Source organism: Roseateles paludis (assembly GCF_039872745.1).
GTDB lineage: Bacteria > Pseudomonadota > Gammaproteobacteria > Burkholderiales > Burkholderiaceae_C > Pelomonas > Pelomonas paludis.
Window position 1 is genome coordinate 301391 of sequence record NZ_JBDPZD010000003.1, and the last position, 14374, is coordinate 315764.

Genomic DNA, 14374 nt, shown 5'->3' on the forward strand with positions numbered 1-14374 from the left:
AGGAGGCAGGCATCAGTACAGCTTCTTGGGCAGTTGCATGCTGCGCACGCGCTTGTAGTGGCGCTTCACGGCCGCAGCCTTCTTGCGCTTGCGCTCGGCGGTGGGCTTTTCGTAGAACTCGCGGGCGCGGAGGTCAGTCAGCAGGCCCAGCTTTTCGATGGTGCGCTTGAAGCGACGCAGGGCAACGTCGAACGGCTCGTTTTCCTTGACGCGGATGGTGGTCATTGATTTCCTTCGGATGCGCTCGGTATTCGGGGATCGCGTCGTGGGCCGGTGATCCAACCGTGAACCTCGAATCGACACGCAGGGTTTGCTAGCAAAGCCGAGGATTCTATCCGGAATTCCATGCGTAAGCAAAATACTGGCGCTTGGCGAGTTTCTCAGGCTCTGCGTGCCCCGCATTCTGGCCTGGTGCACTTCGAGCAGGCTTCCTCGTTCTTGGGAATACCAATGGCCTGAGGTGATGCCGAAACTCGTTAGCATGCGCAGACCAAGGGGAGTTTGTCGCGGTCTTGAAACCGCCTGAACCTCCCAAGCGCTGCTGCACATGGATGGACCTCTGATGGAAGCGGACTCGAGCACGTCGAGCAAGGCACCAACGCTGGAAGCATGGCTGGAGGAGCATGGCGAGCTGGAGCGCGCCTGCGCGACCGGCCTGCTCTCGCTCGTGGAGCCCTTTGGCGGCTTCGTCGGCATCAAGGCGGTTGGCACGGGCCGTTATGTGTTTGCCAGCGCGGGCCTGGCCGCCTTGTTCGAATGCGCCGAAATTGTCGGCCGCACCGATGCTGAACTGCTCAAGGCCGAGGAAACCAGCGGCTTGCGCCGGGCTGAGCAGACGGCCATGGCCCAGCGCACCGTGCTGATCAACGAGCACCGCCTGGACGTGCGCGGCCGCAAGCGCGAGTTCAGTGTCACGCGCTGCGCCTTGGGCGAGGGCTATTTGCTGGCGGTCTGGCAAGACCGCACCGAGGACAAGCTCCGCGAAGGGCAACTGCAGCGCGCACTCACGCAGATCGAAGAATTGCAGGCGCAACTCGAATCGCTGCGCCGCGAGATGGAGTCGGGCTCCGGGCGGGACGAGGTGTCTGGCCTCTACCTGCGCGCGCAGTTCGACGATTCGCTGCGCCGCGAAATCGACCTGTCGCAGCGCGAGCACCGCGAGTTTGCGCTCGTCATCATCGCGCTCGACCCGCCGCCACAAGGTGCCGTGGACGAGGCCGTGGAGCAGCGCATGCTGGAAGGTCTGGGTCGCATGCTGCGGGCCAACACCCGGGCGATGGATGCCGCCTGCCGTGTGGATGCGCGCCACTTTGCATTGCTGCTGTCGGGCGTCGGGCTCGCCACCGCGCATGCCCGGATGGAGCAATTGCGGCGCCAGTGCAACGCGCAGCTCGTGGTTTTCCACGGGGTGGACGTGGGCCTGTCGGTGTCGATGGGCGTTTCCAGCTTCCCGCACACGGCCTCTGGGCATGCAGAGTTGATGCAGGCCAGCGAGTCTGCGGTGGCTGAAGCGCAGCGGCGCGGCGGCAATCAGGTGGTCCTGGCGCCCATCCCGTTTGCCTGAACTCAGGCCAGCAGCGGCTGCAGGCCCTTGAAGAGCATGTAGGCCGCCAGCGCGAAGAGCAGGTAGGCAAACGCGCGTTTGAGCTGGGCCACATTCATCGCGTGAGCGGCCTTGGCGCCCAGCGGGGCCATCAGCACGCTGGCCGCCGCGATCACGGCCAGCGCTGGCAGGTACACGTAGCCGACGGTGCCAGGCAGGGCCTGGCCCTCTGGATGGCCAAACAGATAGCCCAGGGTGTTGGCGAAGGCGATCGGGAAGCCCAGCGCGGCGCTCGTTGCCACGGCGGTGTGAACCGGCACGTTGCACCACACCAGGTAGGGCACGCTGACGAAGCCGCCGCCCGCGCCCACCAGGCCGGAGAGCATGCCGATGCCGGTGCCAGCCCCCAGCTGACCCAGCGCGCCGGGCAATGCGCGGCTGGGTGCGGGGCGCCGATTGGCCAGCATCTGCCAGCCCGAGAAGCTAACGAAGCCCGCGAATGCCAGCGCCAGCCAGGCGCCCTTGATGAGCGCGAAGAGGCCAAACCCCACCAGCAACCCGCCGATCACCAGGCCCGGCGCCATGGCCACCACCACCGGCCAGCGCACCGCGCCGCGCTTGTGGTGCGCCCGCACGGAGGAGATGGAGGTGAACATGATGGTGGCCATCGAGGTGGCGATGGCCATCTTGACGGCCAGCTCGGGTGATGTGCCGAGGCTGCCGAGGATGAAGGTTAGGAAGGGCACCATCAGCATGCCGCCGCCGATACCCAGCAGGCCGGCCAGGAAGCCGGAACTCAGCCCCAGCGCTGCCAGCTCGACGATCAGCACCGGGCTCATGCGTCGAGCCGTTTCAGCACGGCGGCCCACTCACTGGGCGACACCGGCGTGATCGAAAGGCGGTTGCCGCGCTGCAGCACCCGTAGCGAGACCAGCTCCGGCGCTTCGCGCATCTCGGCCAAGGAGAGCAGGCGCGTGGTGCGGCGCCAGCGCACGTCCACATGCAGCCAGCGCGGGGCTTCGGGCGAACTCTTCGGGTCGAAGTACTTGCTGGCGGGGTCGAACTGCGTGGCGTCCGGGTAGGCCGTGCTGGCCACTTCCGCCAGGCCGGCGACGCCGGGCTCGGGGCAGGACGAGTGATAGAAGAGCACGCCGTCCCCGACGCGCATCGCGTCGCGCATGAAGTTGCGGGCCTGGTAGTTGCGCACGCCGGTCCAGGGCAACTGGCCCGCGCGCTCCAGGTCTGCGATGGAAGCCTCGTCGGGCTCCGACTTCATCAGCCAGTAGTTCATTGGGGGGTGTCCATCACAAGCCGTGGGCCGCATTCCTGAACCCAGGGGGATTCAGGTGGGCGAGGTCAGCCGGACTTCGGGTTCATCTGACGCGAGACGATCACGCCCATCCGGCATGTTCCAAGCCCGGGCTCCAAAGAGCATCGGTTCAAGGAAATATAGGACCCACGCGAATGCGATGGACGAGAGGGATTCTACGTTTGCCGCCGGGGCTCAGAGCAGCTGGCCATCGTGACCGAGTACCTCGTCCAGACGCTTGACAAGGCCGTCGATGTCCGACGCGTTGACGGCCGGCGTGCGCGGCACTTCGGCCAATTGATAGGCCAGGTTGAGCGCGGCCAGCACGGCAATGCGCTCGCGTGCCTTGACCTTGCCGGCATCGCGGATTGCGCACATCTCGCGGTCCACCTGCGCCACGGCTTGCTGCAAGGCGGCCTCGCCGCCTTCGGGGCAGCCCAGCAGGTAGCTCTGGCCGAGGATGGTGACTTCCATCTGCTTCACGCTGCGTTCTCCTTGTTGCCGCTGGCCTCAGCTGGCAGACGGTCCAGCAGCGCATCCACACGGGCGCGTGCGGCGTTGAGGCGGGACTTGAGGCTGTCGCGTTCCTGCGTCAGCGTGGTGACTTGCTCCTGCAGGAGTGCTTCCTTGCGCAGCAGTTCCTCGTGGCGCACCAGCAGGCGCTCCACGCGTTCGGTCAGGTCGGTGAGGCTCGGCATGCGCGGCTCCAGGGATCAAGCAGCTGATTTTAGAGAGGAGCCCATGTCGCACTCGGCGATCACGGTGCAATGGCTGCATTGCGGCTTGCGCGCCTGGCAGACATAGCGGCCATGCAGGATCAGCCAGTGATGGGCGTCGACGCGGTAGGCCTCGGGCACGCGGGCCAACAGGCCCTGCTCCACGGCCAGCGGCGTGGCGCCCGGCGCCAGACCGGTGCGGTTGCTGACGCGGAAGATGTGCGTGTCCACTGCCATGGTGGGCTCGCCAAAGGCGACGTTGAGCACGACGTTGGCCGTCTTGCGGCCCACGCCAGGCAGGGCCTCCAGCGCCTCGCGCGAGCGCGGCACCTGGCCGCCGTGCCGGTCGATCAGCAGGCGGCAGGTTTCCATCAGGTGGCGGGCCTTGCTGCGGTACAGGCCGATGGTCTTGATGTAGGACTCCAGGCCGTCCTGCCCCAGTGCGAGGATCTTCTGCGGGGTGTTGGCCACCGCGAAGAGCCGGCGCGTGGCCTTGTTGACGCCCACGTCCGTCGCCTGGGCCGACAGCAGCACGGCCGTCAGCAGCTCAAAGACGCTGGCGTACTCCAGCTCGGTTTGCGGCGCCGGGTTGGCGCGCTGCAGCGTGGCAAAGAAGCGTTCGATCTGAGCGGGCGTCATGCCCGCATTCTCGGCGCAGCCTCAGGCGCCACGTTTGGCGCGCGCGCGGGCCAGGGCGGCTTCGATCACCGCGCGTTTGCGCTCCAGCTCGGCCCCTTCGGCGCCCTTGGTGTGGGCGGGCAGGTCGGCCAGCTTGGCGCGTGCCTTGGCGGCCAGGCGGGCTTCGTTCTCTTCGGCCTCGCGGTGGCGCCGATGGGCGCGGAAGCGGTAGCGCTCCTGCGCCTGCCGGGCCTGCGCAGGGCTCCAGGCGGCCCAGCCGGTGGTGGTGGTCTCGGGGCGCATCTGGATGCAGTCCACCGGACAGGCGGGGACGCAAAGCTCGCAGCCTGTGCACTGCGCATTGACGACCCAGTGCATCAGCTTGGGCGCGCCCACGATGGCGTCCACGGGGCAGGCCTTGATGCACAGCGTGCAGCCGATGCACCAGGCCTCGTCGATCACGGCCAGGCCGCGCGGTGTTTCCTGCCCGTGCTCGGGCGACAGCGGGATCACCGCCTGGCCCGTCAGGGCCGCCAGGCGGGCAATGCCCTCGGCCCCGCCGGGCGGGCATTGGTTGATGCCCGCCTCGCCACCGACCATGGCCTCGGCGTAGTTGCGGCAGTCCACATACCCGCAGCGCGTGCACTGCGTCTGCGGAAGGGCGTCGTCGATCTGGTCGGCCTGGGCCTTCACGCCTTGGCGCGGCGCGCGGGGCGCGTGGTTTTGGCGGCGGCCTTTGCAGCCCCCTTTGTCGCAGCTTTCACCGGAGCCTTGCGCGCGGGCTTGGGCGGGGCTGCCAGCGGGGCGGCGTCGTACTTGGCGATGAATTCGCGCACCGCCGGGTAGACGTTCTCGCGCCAGCGGCGGCCCGAGAAGATGCCGTAGTGGCCCGCGCCCATGGCGTCGAAGTGCTTCTGGTGGGCCTTTGGCACGCCGGTGCAGAGCTCGTGGGCGGCACGGGTCTGGCCGGCCCCCGAGATGTCGTCCAGCTCGCCCTCAACGGTCAACAGGGCGCTCGCAGTGATGTCCTGCGGGCGCACCAATGAGCCGTTCACGTCCCATGTACCGTTGACGAGGGCAAAGTCCTGGAAGACGACCTTGATCGTCTCCAGGTAGTACTCGGCCGGCATGTCCAGCACGGCGTTGTATTCGTCGTAGAACTGGCGGTGCGAATCGGCGCTGTCGCCGTCGCCGCGCACCAGGTCGAGGAAGTAGTCGTAGTGCGAGCTGAGGTGGCGATCGGGGTTCATGGCCACGAAGCCGCTGTGCTGCAGGAAGCCGGGGTAGACGCGCCGGCCCGCCCCGGGGAAGTTGGGTGGCACGCGGTAGATCACGTTGTTCTCGAACCACTCGTAGGAGCGGTTCATGGCCAGGTTGTTGACGGCGGTGGGCGATTTGCGCGCGTCGATCGGGCCACCCATCATGGTCAGCGAGCGCGGCGTGAACTCACCGGCCGAGGCCAGCAGCGAGACCGCCGCCAGCACAGGCACCGTGGGCTGGCAGACCGAGATCACGTGCACCTCGGGGCCGATGTAGCGGATGAACTCCTGCACATAGGCCACGTAGTCGTTGAGGTGGAAGGGGCCCACTTCGGCCGGCACGATGCGGGCATCGGTCCAGTCGGTGATGAAGACCTTGTGGTCCTGCAGCAAGCAACGCACCGTGTCGCGCAGCAGCGTGGAGTGGTGGCCCGAGAGCGGCGCCACCACCAGCACGGTGGGCTGCTGGCGCATCACGTCCAGCACGGCCTGGTTGTCGGTGAAGCGCTTGAAGCGCAGCAGCCGGCAGAAGGGCTTGTTGATGGGCACCTGCTCCTGCACCGCGACCTCGACGCCGGCCACCTCGGTGGTGCGGATGCCGAACTCCGGCTTTTCATAGTCCTTGGCCAGGCGATGCGCCAGGTCCAGCCCGGCGGACACGCGCTGCGCCAGCGGCGTGTGCGTGAAGGGCGAGAGCGGGTGGTTGTAAAGCTTGGAAGCCGCGCTGGCGAACTCCGAGAACGGCGCCATCAGCGCTCGCTGGGTCTCATACCACTGGTAAAGCATGGGTCTGCCCTCCGGCCGAGTAGGGGGCACCGCGAAATGGTGCGGTGCAGCATGACCCAATGGTAGCGCCGTCCTCTGACCTTTGCGCGGCACTGGCGTGACAGGCGTCGGCGCGGGTGCGCCATCCGCCACGCCAGCGGCCGGATTGAGGCCGGCGATCAGCGCGCCGGCGCCGGGCGGTTGCGGCGACGCAGCAGGCGCCCCACGACGGCGAGGCCGGCCAGCATCATGGGCAGGACCTGGGGCTCAGGCACCGCAGCCGTGATCTGGACGGGCTCCCAGCTGAGCGACAGCAATTGATCGCGTTCGTCGCTGATGCGGCCGGGGATGTCGTAACCAGGCCAGCCATAGCTGTCATAGGCAAACAGGCGCTCGCCATCGGGCCCGAAGCTGGTGGTGGCCAGGTGTTCCAGGCGCAGATCGGGCAGGTGCAGATAGAGGCTGGCACGGTCGTCCATGCCGTGGTCAAACGCTGCCACGGCGCGGTTGCCGCTCCAGTGCAGCTCGAAGGCGGACAGCTCGATATTGACCAGGTAGCCGTCGCCGTCGGCGTCCTCGCCCACCAGGCGGCCGGACAGCACGGCGCCGTCGGCAAATCCGGTTTGCAGGAAGCTGAAGCTCAAGGGCTGTGCGGCTTGCGCGCTGGACAGGCTGAGCGCCAGCCAGGCGAACAGGGCGGACAGCGTCCAGCCCGAGGAACGAAACGAAGATTTCATGATGAGGTTTCCAAAGTGGTGTTCAGGCGGTGACAGGGTGAGGCGCTGACGGCGTGCCCGCAGCGGCCGACACAGACGCCAGCCAGCGGCGCCGCGCGGTGTGCAGCGCTCGGGGAATCTCGGTGGGCTCCAGCGGGCTCAGCAGCGGCACGCTGCGCAGGCGCAGCAGGGTCTGCCAGGCGGGCAGCGGCTGCACCACCAGCAGCCGGCGCAGGGCGTGGGCGGCTTCGTCCTCGACGACCTCGGGGGCTGCTGCTGTGTCCACCGTCAGGCCGGCGCCTTCAAGAAACGGTGCCAAGGGCAGCCGCTCGCCAGGGCCGAGGTAGGCGCGGCGTCCGCTGGGCGTGGCCAAACGGGCGACCTGGGCATCCAGCGCCTGCGCCTGAGCGGCAGCAGCACGGGGCCTGGGCAGTGCGGCTTGCTCGGCCCATTCCAGCCAGCGTGCCAGCGGCTCGCCACCGGCCTGCGCGTGCAGCGCCGGCGGGTGGCCGGGCTGCACTTGCAGGGGCGTGGCCACCATGCCCTGGGCGTGGCCCATCCAGGCCGCCAGGTGGGCGGGGCGGCGGATGGCGTCGATCGCGCCAAACCACAGCCGCCAGCCCAGCGTCGGCGCTGGCGTTGTGGCCAGCAGGGCTTGGGCCTGGGGGCTGCCCGCCAGGCTCAGGCTGGCTGCTGCTCCCAGCAGACGGCGGCGCGACAGCCCGGTGGCATGGGGCTGGGCGGTGTTCATGCGGCCGCCAGGCCGGGCATTGGCGCCACCTGCAGGGCGCGGCAGAGCTTGGCCCAGTCGCGTTGGTTCAGGCGCGCCTGGGCGACGTCCAGGGCCATGTCGCGCACGGGCGGCGGCATGCTGGCCATCATGTCGGCGCGCTCTTGTGGGCTGAGCGCCGGCACCAGCCAGCGCCAGACCAGTTGCACCTCCTCCATCGGCAGGCTCTGCAAGATGCGCTGGTGCAGTTCATCAAGCTCTGCATCGGTGTAGAGCTCCCACAGGGCGGCGTTGTGGCGCGTCTCTTCCACCAGCATGTGCTCGAAGTTCTCGGCCACGAAGCGGCTCAGACGGCGGTAGACGCGCAGCGCGCCCGCTGGCTGAGGGTTGGCGGCCAGTGCCTTCCGCTCGGTTTGCAGCTCGGCGATGGCCTGCACATGCTCTTCGTGCTCGGCGCCGATGCGCGCGCTCACGCCGGGGCGGCCGGCTTCCAGGGCGGGGTGGATGAAGCTGTTCTCGTTGTGCAGGTGCTGGCCGCACAGGATGAGCAGCTCGTCGAGCTGACCGAGGGTCTGCTGCAGGTCTTCGGGGTCAGCCACATCAACGCGGCTCAGGCGCATCAGGGTGTCGACCATGAAGTGCCGCAAGGCCTTGTGGATGGCGGCGTAGAGGTCGTGACGGGCAGGGGTGGTGGGGGGCATGACGGCTCCTTGGTGGGGCTTGTTGAGGAGTCGTCAGTGTTCCGATCGCGGGCGGATCGGGCATCGGCCAGATGGCCTATCGGGGAGCCATGCCGTCATGGCTCTTGGGTGCTGCCGCCGCAGGCGCGCGTCAGCCGCGGCCTGGTGGCAGGCGAGGGCGCTCTCCCGAGCGGCCTCGCTTTACGCTTGACAGAAGCGGGGCTTGATCAGCCCTTGATGACCTCGGCCATGGCGGCCGCCACGGCGGGCAGGTTCTTCTCGTTCAGGGCGGCCACGCAGATGCGGCCCGAGTCCACGCCATAGACGCCGAAGTCATTGCGCAGGCGCTGCATCTGGGCGGCGGTGAGGCCCGAGTAGCTGAACATGCCCTTCTGGGCGGTGACGAAGCTCAGGTCGCGCGTGACGCCGGCAGCCTTGAGAGCCGCAACCAGCGCGCCGCGCATGGCCTTGATGCGCTCGCGCATGCCGGCCAGCTCGCCTTCCCACATCGCGCGCAGCTCAGGCGTTGTCAGCACTTGGGCGACGACCTGGGCGCCGTGCGTCGGCGGGTTGGAGTAGTTGGTGCGGACCATGATCTTGAGCTGCGAGAGCACGCGGGTGCATTCCTCGGCGCTTGTGCAGACCACGCTCAGCGCGCCGACGCGTTCGCCATAGAGCGAGAAGCTCTTGGAGAAGCTGGTGGACACGAAGAAGGACAGGCCGGCGGCCAGGAACTGGCGCACGGCTTCGCCGTCTTCCTGGATGCCGAAGCCGAAGCCCTGGTAGGCCATGTCGAGGAAGGGCACCAGGCCCTTGGCCTTGCAGACGGCGACGACCTCGCCCCACTGGGCGTCGGTCAGGTCATAGCCGGTCGGGTTGTGGCAGCAGGCGTGCAGCACGACCACGGTGCCGGCGGGTGCCGCATTCAATGCCGCCAGCATGCCGGCCACGTTGATGCCGCCCACGGCAGCGTCGTAGTAGGGGTAGGTTTCGACGGTGAAGCCGGCCTGCGTGAACAGGGCGCGGTGGTTCTCCCAGCTCGGGTCGGAGATCAGCACCTTGGCATTGGGGCCGAGGTGCTTGAGGAAGTCGGCGCCGATCTTGAGCGCGCCGGTGCCGCCGATGGCTTGCACGGTGGCAACGCGCTTCGCGGCCACAGCCTCGTGGTTGCCGAACACCAGGCCTTGCACGGCGGCGTCATAGGCGGCGATGCCGTCGATCGGCAGGTAGCCGCGCGGCTTGGGGGCGGCGGCCATGGCGGCCTCGGCGGCTTGCACGCACTTCAGCAGGGGCAGCTTGCCGTTCTCGTCGTAATAGACGCCGACGCCGAGGTTGACCTTGGTGGGGCGGGTGTCGGCATTGAACTGCTCGTTCAGACCCAGGATGGGGTCACGCGGAGCCAGGGTGACGGCGGAGAACAGGGCGGACATGAAAAGCTTCCTGAAAAGACGTTGTCAGCAGGGAAGGGCGTGTGAGCGCCGGGGAGAAGAGGGTCTGCGCTAACCTGTACGGTTGCGCAGCGCAGCAATTTTGCCTGTGAACCTCGGGATTCCCCCATGCAAGATGTCTCGAACGCTCAACCCGCCCCTGGAGCCGACCCGGTTGCCAGTCAGGGTGAGTTCGTCACCTTCGAAGGCTCGCCCTTCCAGCTTTGGCAGCCTTTCCCTCCGGCCGGCGACCAGCCGACGGCCATCGGCCAGCTCGTTGAGGGCCTGAACGACGGCCTGAGCTTCCAGACTCTGCTGGGCGTCACGGGCTCGGGCAAGACCTTCACCATGGCCAACGTGATCGCCCGCATGGGGCGGCCGGCCATCGTCTTTGCCCACAACAAGACCCTGGCCGCGCAGCTCTACAGCGAGATGCGCGAGTTCTTCCCCAAGAACGCGGTCGAGTACTTCGTCAGCTACTACGACTACTACCAGCCCGAGGCCTATGTGCCGCAGCGCGACTTGTTCATCGAGAAGGACAGCGCGATCAACGAGCACATCGAGCAGCTGCGGCTCTCCTGCACCAAGAGCCTGCTGGAGCGACGCGATGTGGTGATCGTGGCCTCGGTGTCAGCCATCTACGGCATCGGCAACCCCAGCGACTACCACCAGATGGTGATGACGCTGCGCGTGGGCGACAAGATGGGCCAGCGTGATGCCATCGCCCAACTGGTGCGCATGCAGTACACGCGCAACGAGATCGAGTTCTCGCGCGGGCACTTCCGCGTGCGTGGCGACACCATCGACGTCTTCCCGTCCGAGCACTCGGAGCTGGCACTGCGCATCGAGCTCTTCGACGACGAGGTCGAGACCCTGTCGCTATTTGATCCGCTCACCGGCCAGATCCGCCAGAAGATCCCGCGCTTCACCGTCTACCCCAGCAGCCACTACGTGACCCCGCGCGAGCGCGTGGTGGCGGCCATCGAGACCATCAAGGCCGAACTGCGCGAGCGCGTGGGCTTCTTCGTCAAGGAGGGCAAGCTGGTCGAGGCGCAGCGCATCGAGCAGCGTACTCGCTTCGACCTGGAGATGCTCCAGGAGGTGGGCCACTGCAAGGGCATCGAGAACTACACACGGCATCTGTCCCAGGCCCAGCCGGGCGACCCGCCGCCGACCCTGGTGGACTACCTGCCGCCCGACGCGCTGATGTTCGTGGACGAGAGCCACGTCACGCTCGGCCAGTTTGGCGCCATGTACAACGGCGACAAGTCGCGCAAGACCACGCTGGTGGAGTACGGCTTCCGGCTGCCATCGGCGCTGGACAACCGGCCGCTGAAGTTCGAGGAGTTCGAGCGCAAGATGCGCCAGGCCATCTTTGTCTCGGCCACGCCATCGGACTACGAAAAGCGCAACGCCGGCCAGGTTGTCGAGCAGGTGGTGCGGCCCACGGGCCTGGTGGACCCCATCGTCGAGGTGCGCCCCGCCACGCATCAGGTGGACGATGTGCTGCAGGAGATCCGTCTGCGCGTGGAGGCCGCCGAGCGCGTGCTCATCACCACGCTGACCAAGCGCATGGCCGAGCAGCTGACCGACTACCTGTCCGACAACGGCGTCAAGGTGCGCTACCTGCACTCCGACGTGGACACGGTGGAGCGTGTCGAGATCCTGCGCGACCTGCGGCTGGGGGCCTTTGACGTGCTGGTGGGCATCAACCTGCTGCGCGAGGGCTTGGACATCCCCGAGGTCTCGCTGGTCGCCATCCTCGATGCCGACAAGGAAGGCTTCCTGCGCAGCGAGCGCAGCCTGATCCAGACCATCGGCCGCGCCGCGCGCAACCTCAATGGCCGCGCCATCCTCTACGCCGATGTGGTGACCGACTCGATGCGCCGCGCCATCGGCGAGACCGAGCGCCGCCGTGCCAAGCAGATGGCTTTCAACGAAGCTCACGGCATCACGCCGCGCGGCGTGCAAAAGCGCATCAAGGATCTGATCGAAGGCGTCTACGCCGAGAAGGCCGACGACCAGAAACTGCTGGCCGCCGCCCAGGTCGAGGAGCTGTCCGAGAAGGACTTGGCCAAGCGCATGTCCCAGCTCGAAAAGCAGATGCTGGAGCACGCCCGCAACCTGGAGTTCGAGCAAGCAGCCCGCCTGCGCGACCAGCTTGCGCAGTTGCGCGAACAGGCCTTTGGTGCCCGCGTGCCCGACCAGGTCGTACCCATCTCTGCCGCCCGCAAGGGGCGCTGAGCCGCAAAACCCCTTGAAGGCCTGTGGGTTTGCGTATGAGGGTGAATCCGGATCAGTAGCCGACTAAAATGATCGGAAATGATTTGGTCGGAATTGGCTCAGGGTTTGCCCCGGGCTGGCAACGACCTCGGTACGCCTCAGAACGAAGGAGTTCGCATGCGTCTCACCACCAAAGGCCGTTTCGCCGTCACCGCCATGTTGGACCTCGCCCTGCGCGAGCACAACGGCCCGGTGGCCCTGGCCGCCATCAGCCAGCGCCAGCAGATCTCGCTGTCCTACCTGGAGCAGCTCTTCGGCAAGTTGCGCCGCAACGAGCTGGTCGAGAGCACGCGCGGGCCGGGCGGTGGCTACTCGCTCGGTCGCAAGGCCGAGGACATCACGGTGGCCGACATCATTGCCGCCGTTGACGAAGCCGTGGACGCCACCGGCTGCGGTGGCAAGGACAACTGCATGGGCGACGACACCGGCCGCTGCATCACGCACGAGCTGTGGACCAACCTGAACACCAAGATGTTCGAGTACCTGCAGTCCGTCAACTTGCGCAGCCTGGTGGACGACCAGCGCGCCAAGGGCATCGAGATCGAAGCCGCGCCCATCAAGCGCGCCATCTCCAGCCAGCCGGTGCTCAAGCCCATCCGCGTGACGGCCCCGAACAGCGTCTTCGCCCTGGGCGCAGCCACCACCAAGTGACTCGATAATCCGAGGTTGCCCTGAGAACAGGGGCGCCCCGTCTTCGCCATGGACATGACCCCGCATTTCCCGATCTACCTGGACTACGGCGCCACCACGCCGTGCGACCCGCGCGTGGTCGACGCCATCATCCCCTGGCTGCGCGAGCACTTCGGCAACCCGGCGTCTCGCAGCCACGCCTGGGGCTGGGAGGCCGAAGAGGCCGTCGAGAAGGCGCGCGTGCAGGTGGCCGAGTTGATCGGTGCCGACCCGCGCGAGATCGTCTGGACCTCGGGTGCCACCGAGTCCAACAACCTCGCGCTCAAGGGCGCCGCCCACTTCTACCAGTCGCGCGGCAAGCACCTGATCACCGTCAAGACCGAGCACAAGGCCGTGCTCGACACCATGCGCGAGCTGGAGCGCCAGGGCTTCGAGGTGACCTACCTTGACGTGCTGGAGAACGGCCTGCTGGACTTCGAGGTCTTCAAGGCGGCACTGCGGCCCGACACCATCCTGGCCTCGGTCATGTACGTGAACAACGAGATCGGCGTGATCCAGGACGTCGAGGCGCTGGGCAAGCTCTGCCGCGAGCGCGGCGTGATCTTCCACGTCGATGCGGCGCAGGCCACCGGCAAGGTCGCCATCAACCTGGCCGAGCTGCCCATCGACCTGATGAGCCTGGCCTCGCACAAGACCTATGGCCCCAAGGGCATCGGCGCGCTCTACGTGCGCCGCAAGCCCCGCGTGCGCCTCGAAGCCCAGATGCACGGCGGCGGCCATGAGCGCGGCATGCGCTCGGGCACTTTGCCCGTGCACCAGATCGTCGGCATGGGCGAAGCCTTCCGCATCGCCCGCGAGGAGATGGCTACCGAGGGCGAGCGCATTCGCATGCTGCACCAGCGCCTCTTGAATGGCCTTTCCGGCATCGAGCAGACCTTCATCAATGGCGACCTGGAACGCCGCGTCCCGCACAACCTGAACATCTCGTTCAACTATGTCGAGGGCGAGTCGCTGATCATGGGCGTCAAGGGTCTGGCGGTGTCGTCGGGTTCGGCCTGCACCTCGGCCAGCCTGGAGCCCAGCTATGTGCTGCGCGCCCTGGGCCGCAGCGACGAGTTGGCGCACTCCAGCCTGCGCATGACCATCGGGCGCTTCACGACCGAGGAAGAGATCGACTACGCCGTCAGCGTGCTCAAGGACCGCGTCGCCAAGCTGCGCGAGCTGTCGCCGCTGTGGGATATGTACAAGGATGGCATCGATCTATCGACCATCAAGTGGGCGGCACACTGAATTCGAGGAGTTGAGTCATGGCATACAGCGAAAAGGTCGTTGACCACTACGAGAACCCCCGCAACGTCGGCAACTTCGACAAGGCGGACGAAGACGTCGGCACCGGCATGGTCGGCGCGCCGGCCTGCGGCGATGTGATGAAGCTGCAGATCAAGGTCAACCCGCTCACCGGCAAGATCGAGGACGCCAAGTTCAAGACCTATGGCTGCGGTTCGGCCATCGCCTCCAGCTCGCTCGTGACCGAGTGGGTCAAGGGCAAGAGCCTGGATGAGGCGCTGACGATCAAGAACACCCAGATCGCCGAAGAACTGGCGCTGCCCCCGGTCAAGATCCACTGCTCCATCCTGGCGGAAGACGCGATCAAGGCAGCCGTGGACGACTACCGCGCCAAGCACAAGGCAGATTGAC

17 protein-coding genes and 1 other RNA gene are annotated in these 14374 nt (G+C 67.2%); 5 read left to right on the forward strand and 13 right to left on the reverse strand.

Annotated features, from left to right (window positions below; translation table 11 throughout):
• Positions 1–12 precede the first annotated feature (12 nt).
• A complete protein-coding gene (rpsU, locus tag ABDJ85_RS12650) occupies positions 13–225 on the reverse strand; it encodes a 30S ribosomal protein S21 (RefSeq protein WP_007833691.1) in 213 nt (70 codons plus the stop codon).
• A 337-nt stretch (positions 226–562) separates the two neighbouring features.
• Between rpsU and ABDJ85_RS12655 the strand changes: the two genes are divergently transcribed.
• Entirely contained in the window at positions 563–1564 is a 1002-nt protein-coding gene (locus ABDJ85_RS12655) for a GGDEF domain-containing protein (protein ID WP_347705140.1), read from the forward strand.
• A gap of 2 nt (positions 1565–1566) precedes the next feature.
• On the opposite strand, the gene ABDJ85_RS12660 is transcribed toward ABDJ85_RS12655, so the two are convergent.
• From ABDJ85_RS12660 to ABDJ85_RS12710, 12 genes are all read right to left on the reverse strand, one after another.
• Positions 1567–2382: a sulfite exporter TauE/SafE family protein gene (locus tag ABDJ85_RS12660; RefSeq protein ID WP_347705141.1), complete on the reverse strand. Its 816-nt coding sequence runs from the start codon at positions 2380–2382 to the stop codon at positions 1567–1569.
• Positions 2379–2834 (reverse strand): EVE domain-containing protein, encoded by a 456-nt coding sequence (locus ABDJ85_RS12665; RefSeq protein WP_347705142.1) that lies wholly within the window; start codon positions 2832–2834, stop codon positions 2379–2381. Before ABDJ85_RS12665 ends, ABDJ85_RS12660 begins: the two co-directional genes overlap by 4 nt.
• 5 nt (positions 2835–2839) lie before the next feature.
• Positions 2840–3020, reverse strand: a non-coding RNA gene (ssrS, locus tag ABDJ85_RS20340) — 6S RNA.
• A 27-nt stretch (positions 3021–3047) separates the two neighbouring features.
• Positions 3048–3335, reverse strand: a complete 288-nt coding sequence (locus ABDJ85_RS12670; protein ID WP_347705143.1) for a cell division protein ZapA — start codon at positions 3333–3335, stop codon at positions 3048–3050.
• The gene (locus tag ABDJ85_RS12675) at positions 3332–3550 is read right to left on the reverse strand and encodes a DUF904 domain-containing protein (protein WP_347705144.1); all 219 of its coding nucleotides are present in this window, start codon (positions 3548–3550) and stop codon (positions 3332–3334) included. The genes ABDJ85_RS12670 and ABDJ85_RS12675 overlap by 4 nt, the downstream gene beginning before the upstream one ends.
• 15 nt (positions 3551–3565) lie before the next feature.
• The gene (nth, locus tag ABDJ85_RS12680; RefSeq protein WP_347705145.1) at positions 3566–4207 is read right to left on the reverse strand and encodes an endonuclease III; all 642 of its coding nucleotides are present in this window, start codon (positions 4205–4207) and stop codon (positions 3566–3568) included.
• Between the two features lie 21 nt (positions 4208–4228).
• Positions 4229–4879: an electron transport complex subunit RsxB gene (gene rsxB, locus ABDJ85_RS12685; protein WP_347705146.1), complete on the reverse strand. Its 651-nt coding sequence runs from the start codon at positions 4877–4879 to the stop codon at positions 4229–4231.
• Positions 4876–6231 (reverse strand): polyhydroxyalkanoate depolymerase, encoded by a 1356-nt coding sequence (locus tag ABDJ85_RS12690; RefSeq protein ID WP_347705147.1) that lies wholly within the window; start codon positions 6229–6231, stop codon positions 4876–4878. The genes rsxB and ABDJ85_RS12690 overlap by 4 nt, the downstream gene beginning before the upstream one ends.
• A 158-nt stretch (positions 6232–6389) precedes the next feature.
• Positions 6390–6947: a PEP-CTERM sorting domain-containing protein gene (locus tag ABDJ85_RS12695; protein ID WP_347705148.1), complete on the reverse strand. Its 558-nt coding sequence runs from the start codon at positions 6945–6947 to the stop codon at positions 6390–6392.
• A gap of 22 nt (positions 6948–6969) precedes the next feature.
• Positions 6970–7677: a hypothetical protein gene (locus tag ABDJ85_RS12700; RefSeq protein ID WP_347705149.1), complete on the reverse strand. Its 708-nt coding sequence runs from the start codon at positions 7675–7677 to the stop codon at positions 6970–6972.
• Positions 7674–8357, reverse strand: coding sequence for a hemerythrin domain-containing protein (locus ABDJ85_RS12705; protein WP_347705150.1), 684 nt, complete (start codon positions 8355–8357; stop codon positions 7674–7676). The genes ABDJ85_RS12700 and ABDJ85_RS12705 overlap by 4 nt, the downstream gene beginning before the upstream one ends.
• A gap of 206 nt (positions 8358–8563) precedes the next feature.
• Entirely contained in the window at positions 8564–9766 is a 1203-nt protein-coding gene (locus ABDJ85_RS12710; protein ID WP_347705151.1) for an amino acid aminotransferase, read from the reverse strand.
• A gap of 126 nt (positions 9767–9892) precedes the next feature.
• Here ABDJ85_RS12710 and uvrB point away from each other — a divergent pair, with 126 nt between their 5' ends.
• The 4 genes from uvrB to iscU all read left to right on the forward strand — a co-directional run bounded on the left by uvrB (position 9893) and on the right by iscU (position 14373).
• Positions 9893–12007, forward strand: coding sequence for an excinuclease ABC subunit UvrB (uvrB, locus tag ABDJ85_RS12715; protein WP_347705152.1), 2115 nt, complete (start codon positions 9893–9895; stop codon positions 12005–12007).
• A gap of 156 nt (positions 12008–12163) precedes the next feature.
• Positions 12164–12697, forward strand: coding sequence for a Fe-S cluster assembly transcription factor (locus ABDJ85_RS12720; protein ID WP_347705153.1), 534 nt, complete (start codon positions 12164–12166; stop codon positions 12695–12697).
• Positions 12698–12745: 48 nt separating this feature from the next.
• On the forward strand, positions 12746–13966 hold the full coding sequence (locus ABDJ85_RS12725; protein ID WP_347705154.1) for an IscS subfamily cysteine desulfurase: 1221 nt from the start codon (positions 12746–12748) through the stop codon (positions 13964–13966).
• A 17-nt stretch (positions 13967–13983) separates the two neighbouring features.
• Positions 13984–14373, forward strand: coding sequence for a Fe-S cluster assembly scaffold IscU (iscU, locus tag ABDJ85_RS12730; protein WP_347705155.1), 390 nt, complete (start codon positions 13984–13986; stop codon positions 14371–14373).
• Position 14374 lies beyond the last annotated feature (1 nt).

Coding starts and splice junctions, on each gene's coding strand:
- rpsU (WP_007833691.1), bottom strand. CDS start 225: ATGACCACCATCCGCGTCAAGGAAAACGAGCCGTTCGACGTTGCCCTG.
- ABDJ85_RS12655 (WP_347705140.1), top strand. CDS start 563: ATGGAAGCGGACTCGAGCACGTCGAGCAAGGCACCAACGCTGGAAGCA.
- ABDJ85_RS12660 (WP_347705141.1), bottom strand. CDS start 2,382: ATGAGCCCGGTGCTGATCGTCGAGCTGGCAGCGCTGGGGCTGAGTTCC.
- ABDJ85_RS12665 (WP_347705142.1), bottom strand. CDS start 2,834: ATGAACTACTGGCTGATGAAGTCGGAGCCCGACGAGGCTTCCATCGCA.
- ABDJ85_RS12675 (WP_347705144.1), bottom strand. CDS start 3,550: ATGCCGAGCCTCACCGACCTGACCGAACGCGTGGAGCGCCTGCTGGTG.
- nth (WP_347705145.1), bottom strand. CDS start 4,207: ATGACGCCCGCTCAGATCGAACGCTTCTTTGCCACGCTGCAGCGCGCC.
- ABDJ85_RS12690 (WP_347705147.1), bottom strand. CDS start 6,231: ATGCTTTACCAGTGGTATGAGACCCAGCGAGCGCTGATGGCGCCGTTC.
- ABDJ85_RS12695 (WP_347705148.1), bottom strand. CDS start 6,947: ATGAAATCTTCGTTTCGTTCCTCGGGCTGGACGCTGTCCGCCCTGTTC.
- ABDJ85_RS12700 (WP_347705149.1), bottom strand. CDS start 7,677: ATGAACACCGCCCAGCCCCATGCCACCGGGCTGTCGCGCCGCCGTCTG.
- ABDJ85_RS12705 (WP_347705150.1), bottom strand. CDS start 8,357: ATGCCCCCCACCACCCCTGCCCGTCACGACCTCTACGCCGCCATCCAC.
- ABDJ85_RS12710 (WP_347705151.1), bottom strand. CDS start 9,766: ATGTCCGCCCTGTTCTCCGCCGTCACCCTGGCTCCGCGTGACCCCATC.
- uvrB (WP_347705152.1), top strand. CDS start 9,893: ATGCAAGATGTCTCGAACGCTCAACCCGCCCCTGGAGCCGACCCGGTT.
- ABDJ85_RS12720 (WP_347705153.1), top strand. CDS start 12,164: ATGCGTCTCACCACCAAAGGCCGTTTCGCCGTCACCGCCATGTTGGAC.
- ABDJ85_RS12725 (WP_347705154.1), top strand. CDS start 12,746: ATGGACATGACCCCGCATTTCCCGATCTACCTGGACTACGGCGCCACC.
- iscU (WP_347705155.1), top strand. CDS start 13,984: ATGGCATACAGCGAAAAGGTCGTTGACCACTACGAGAACCCCCGCAAC.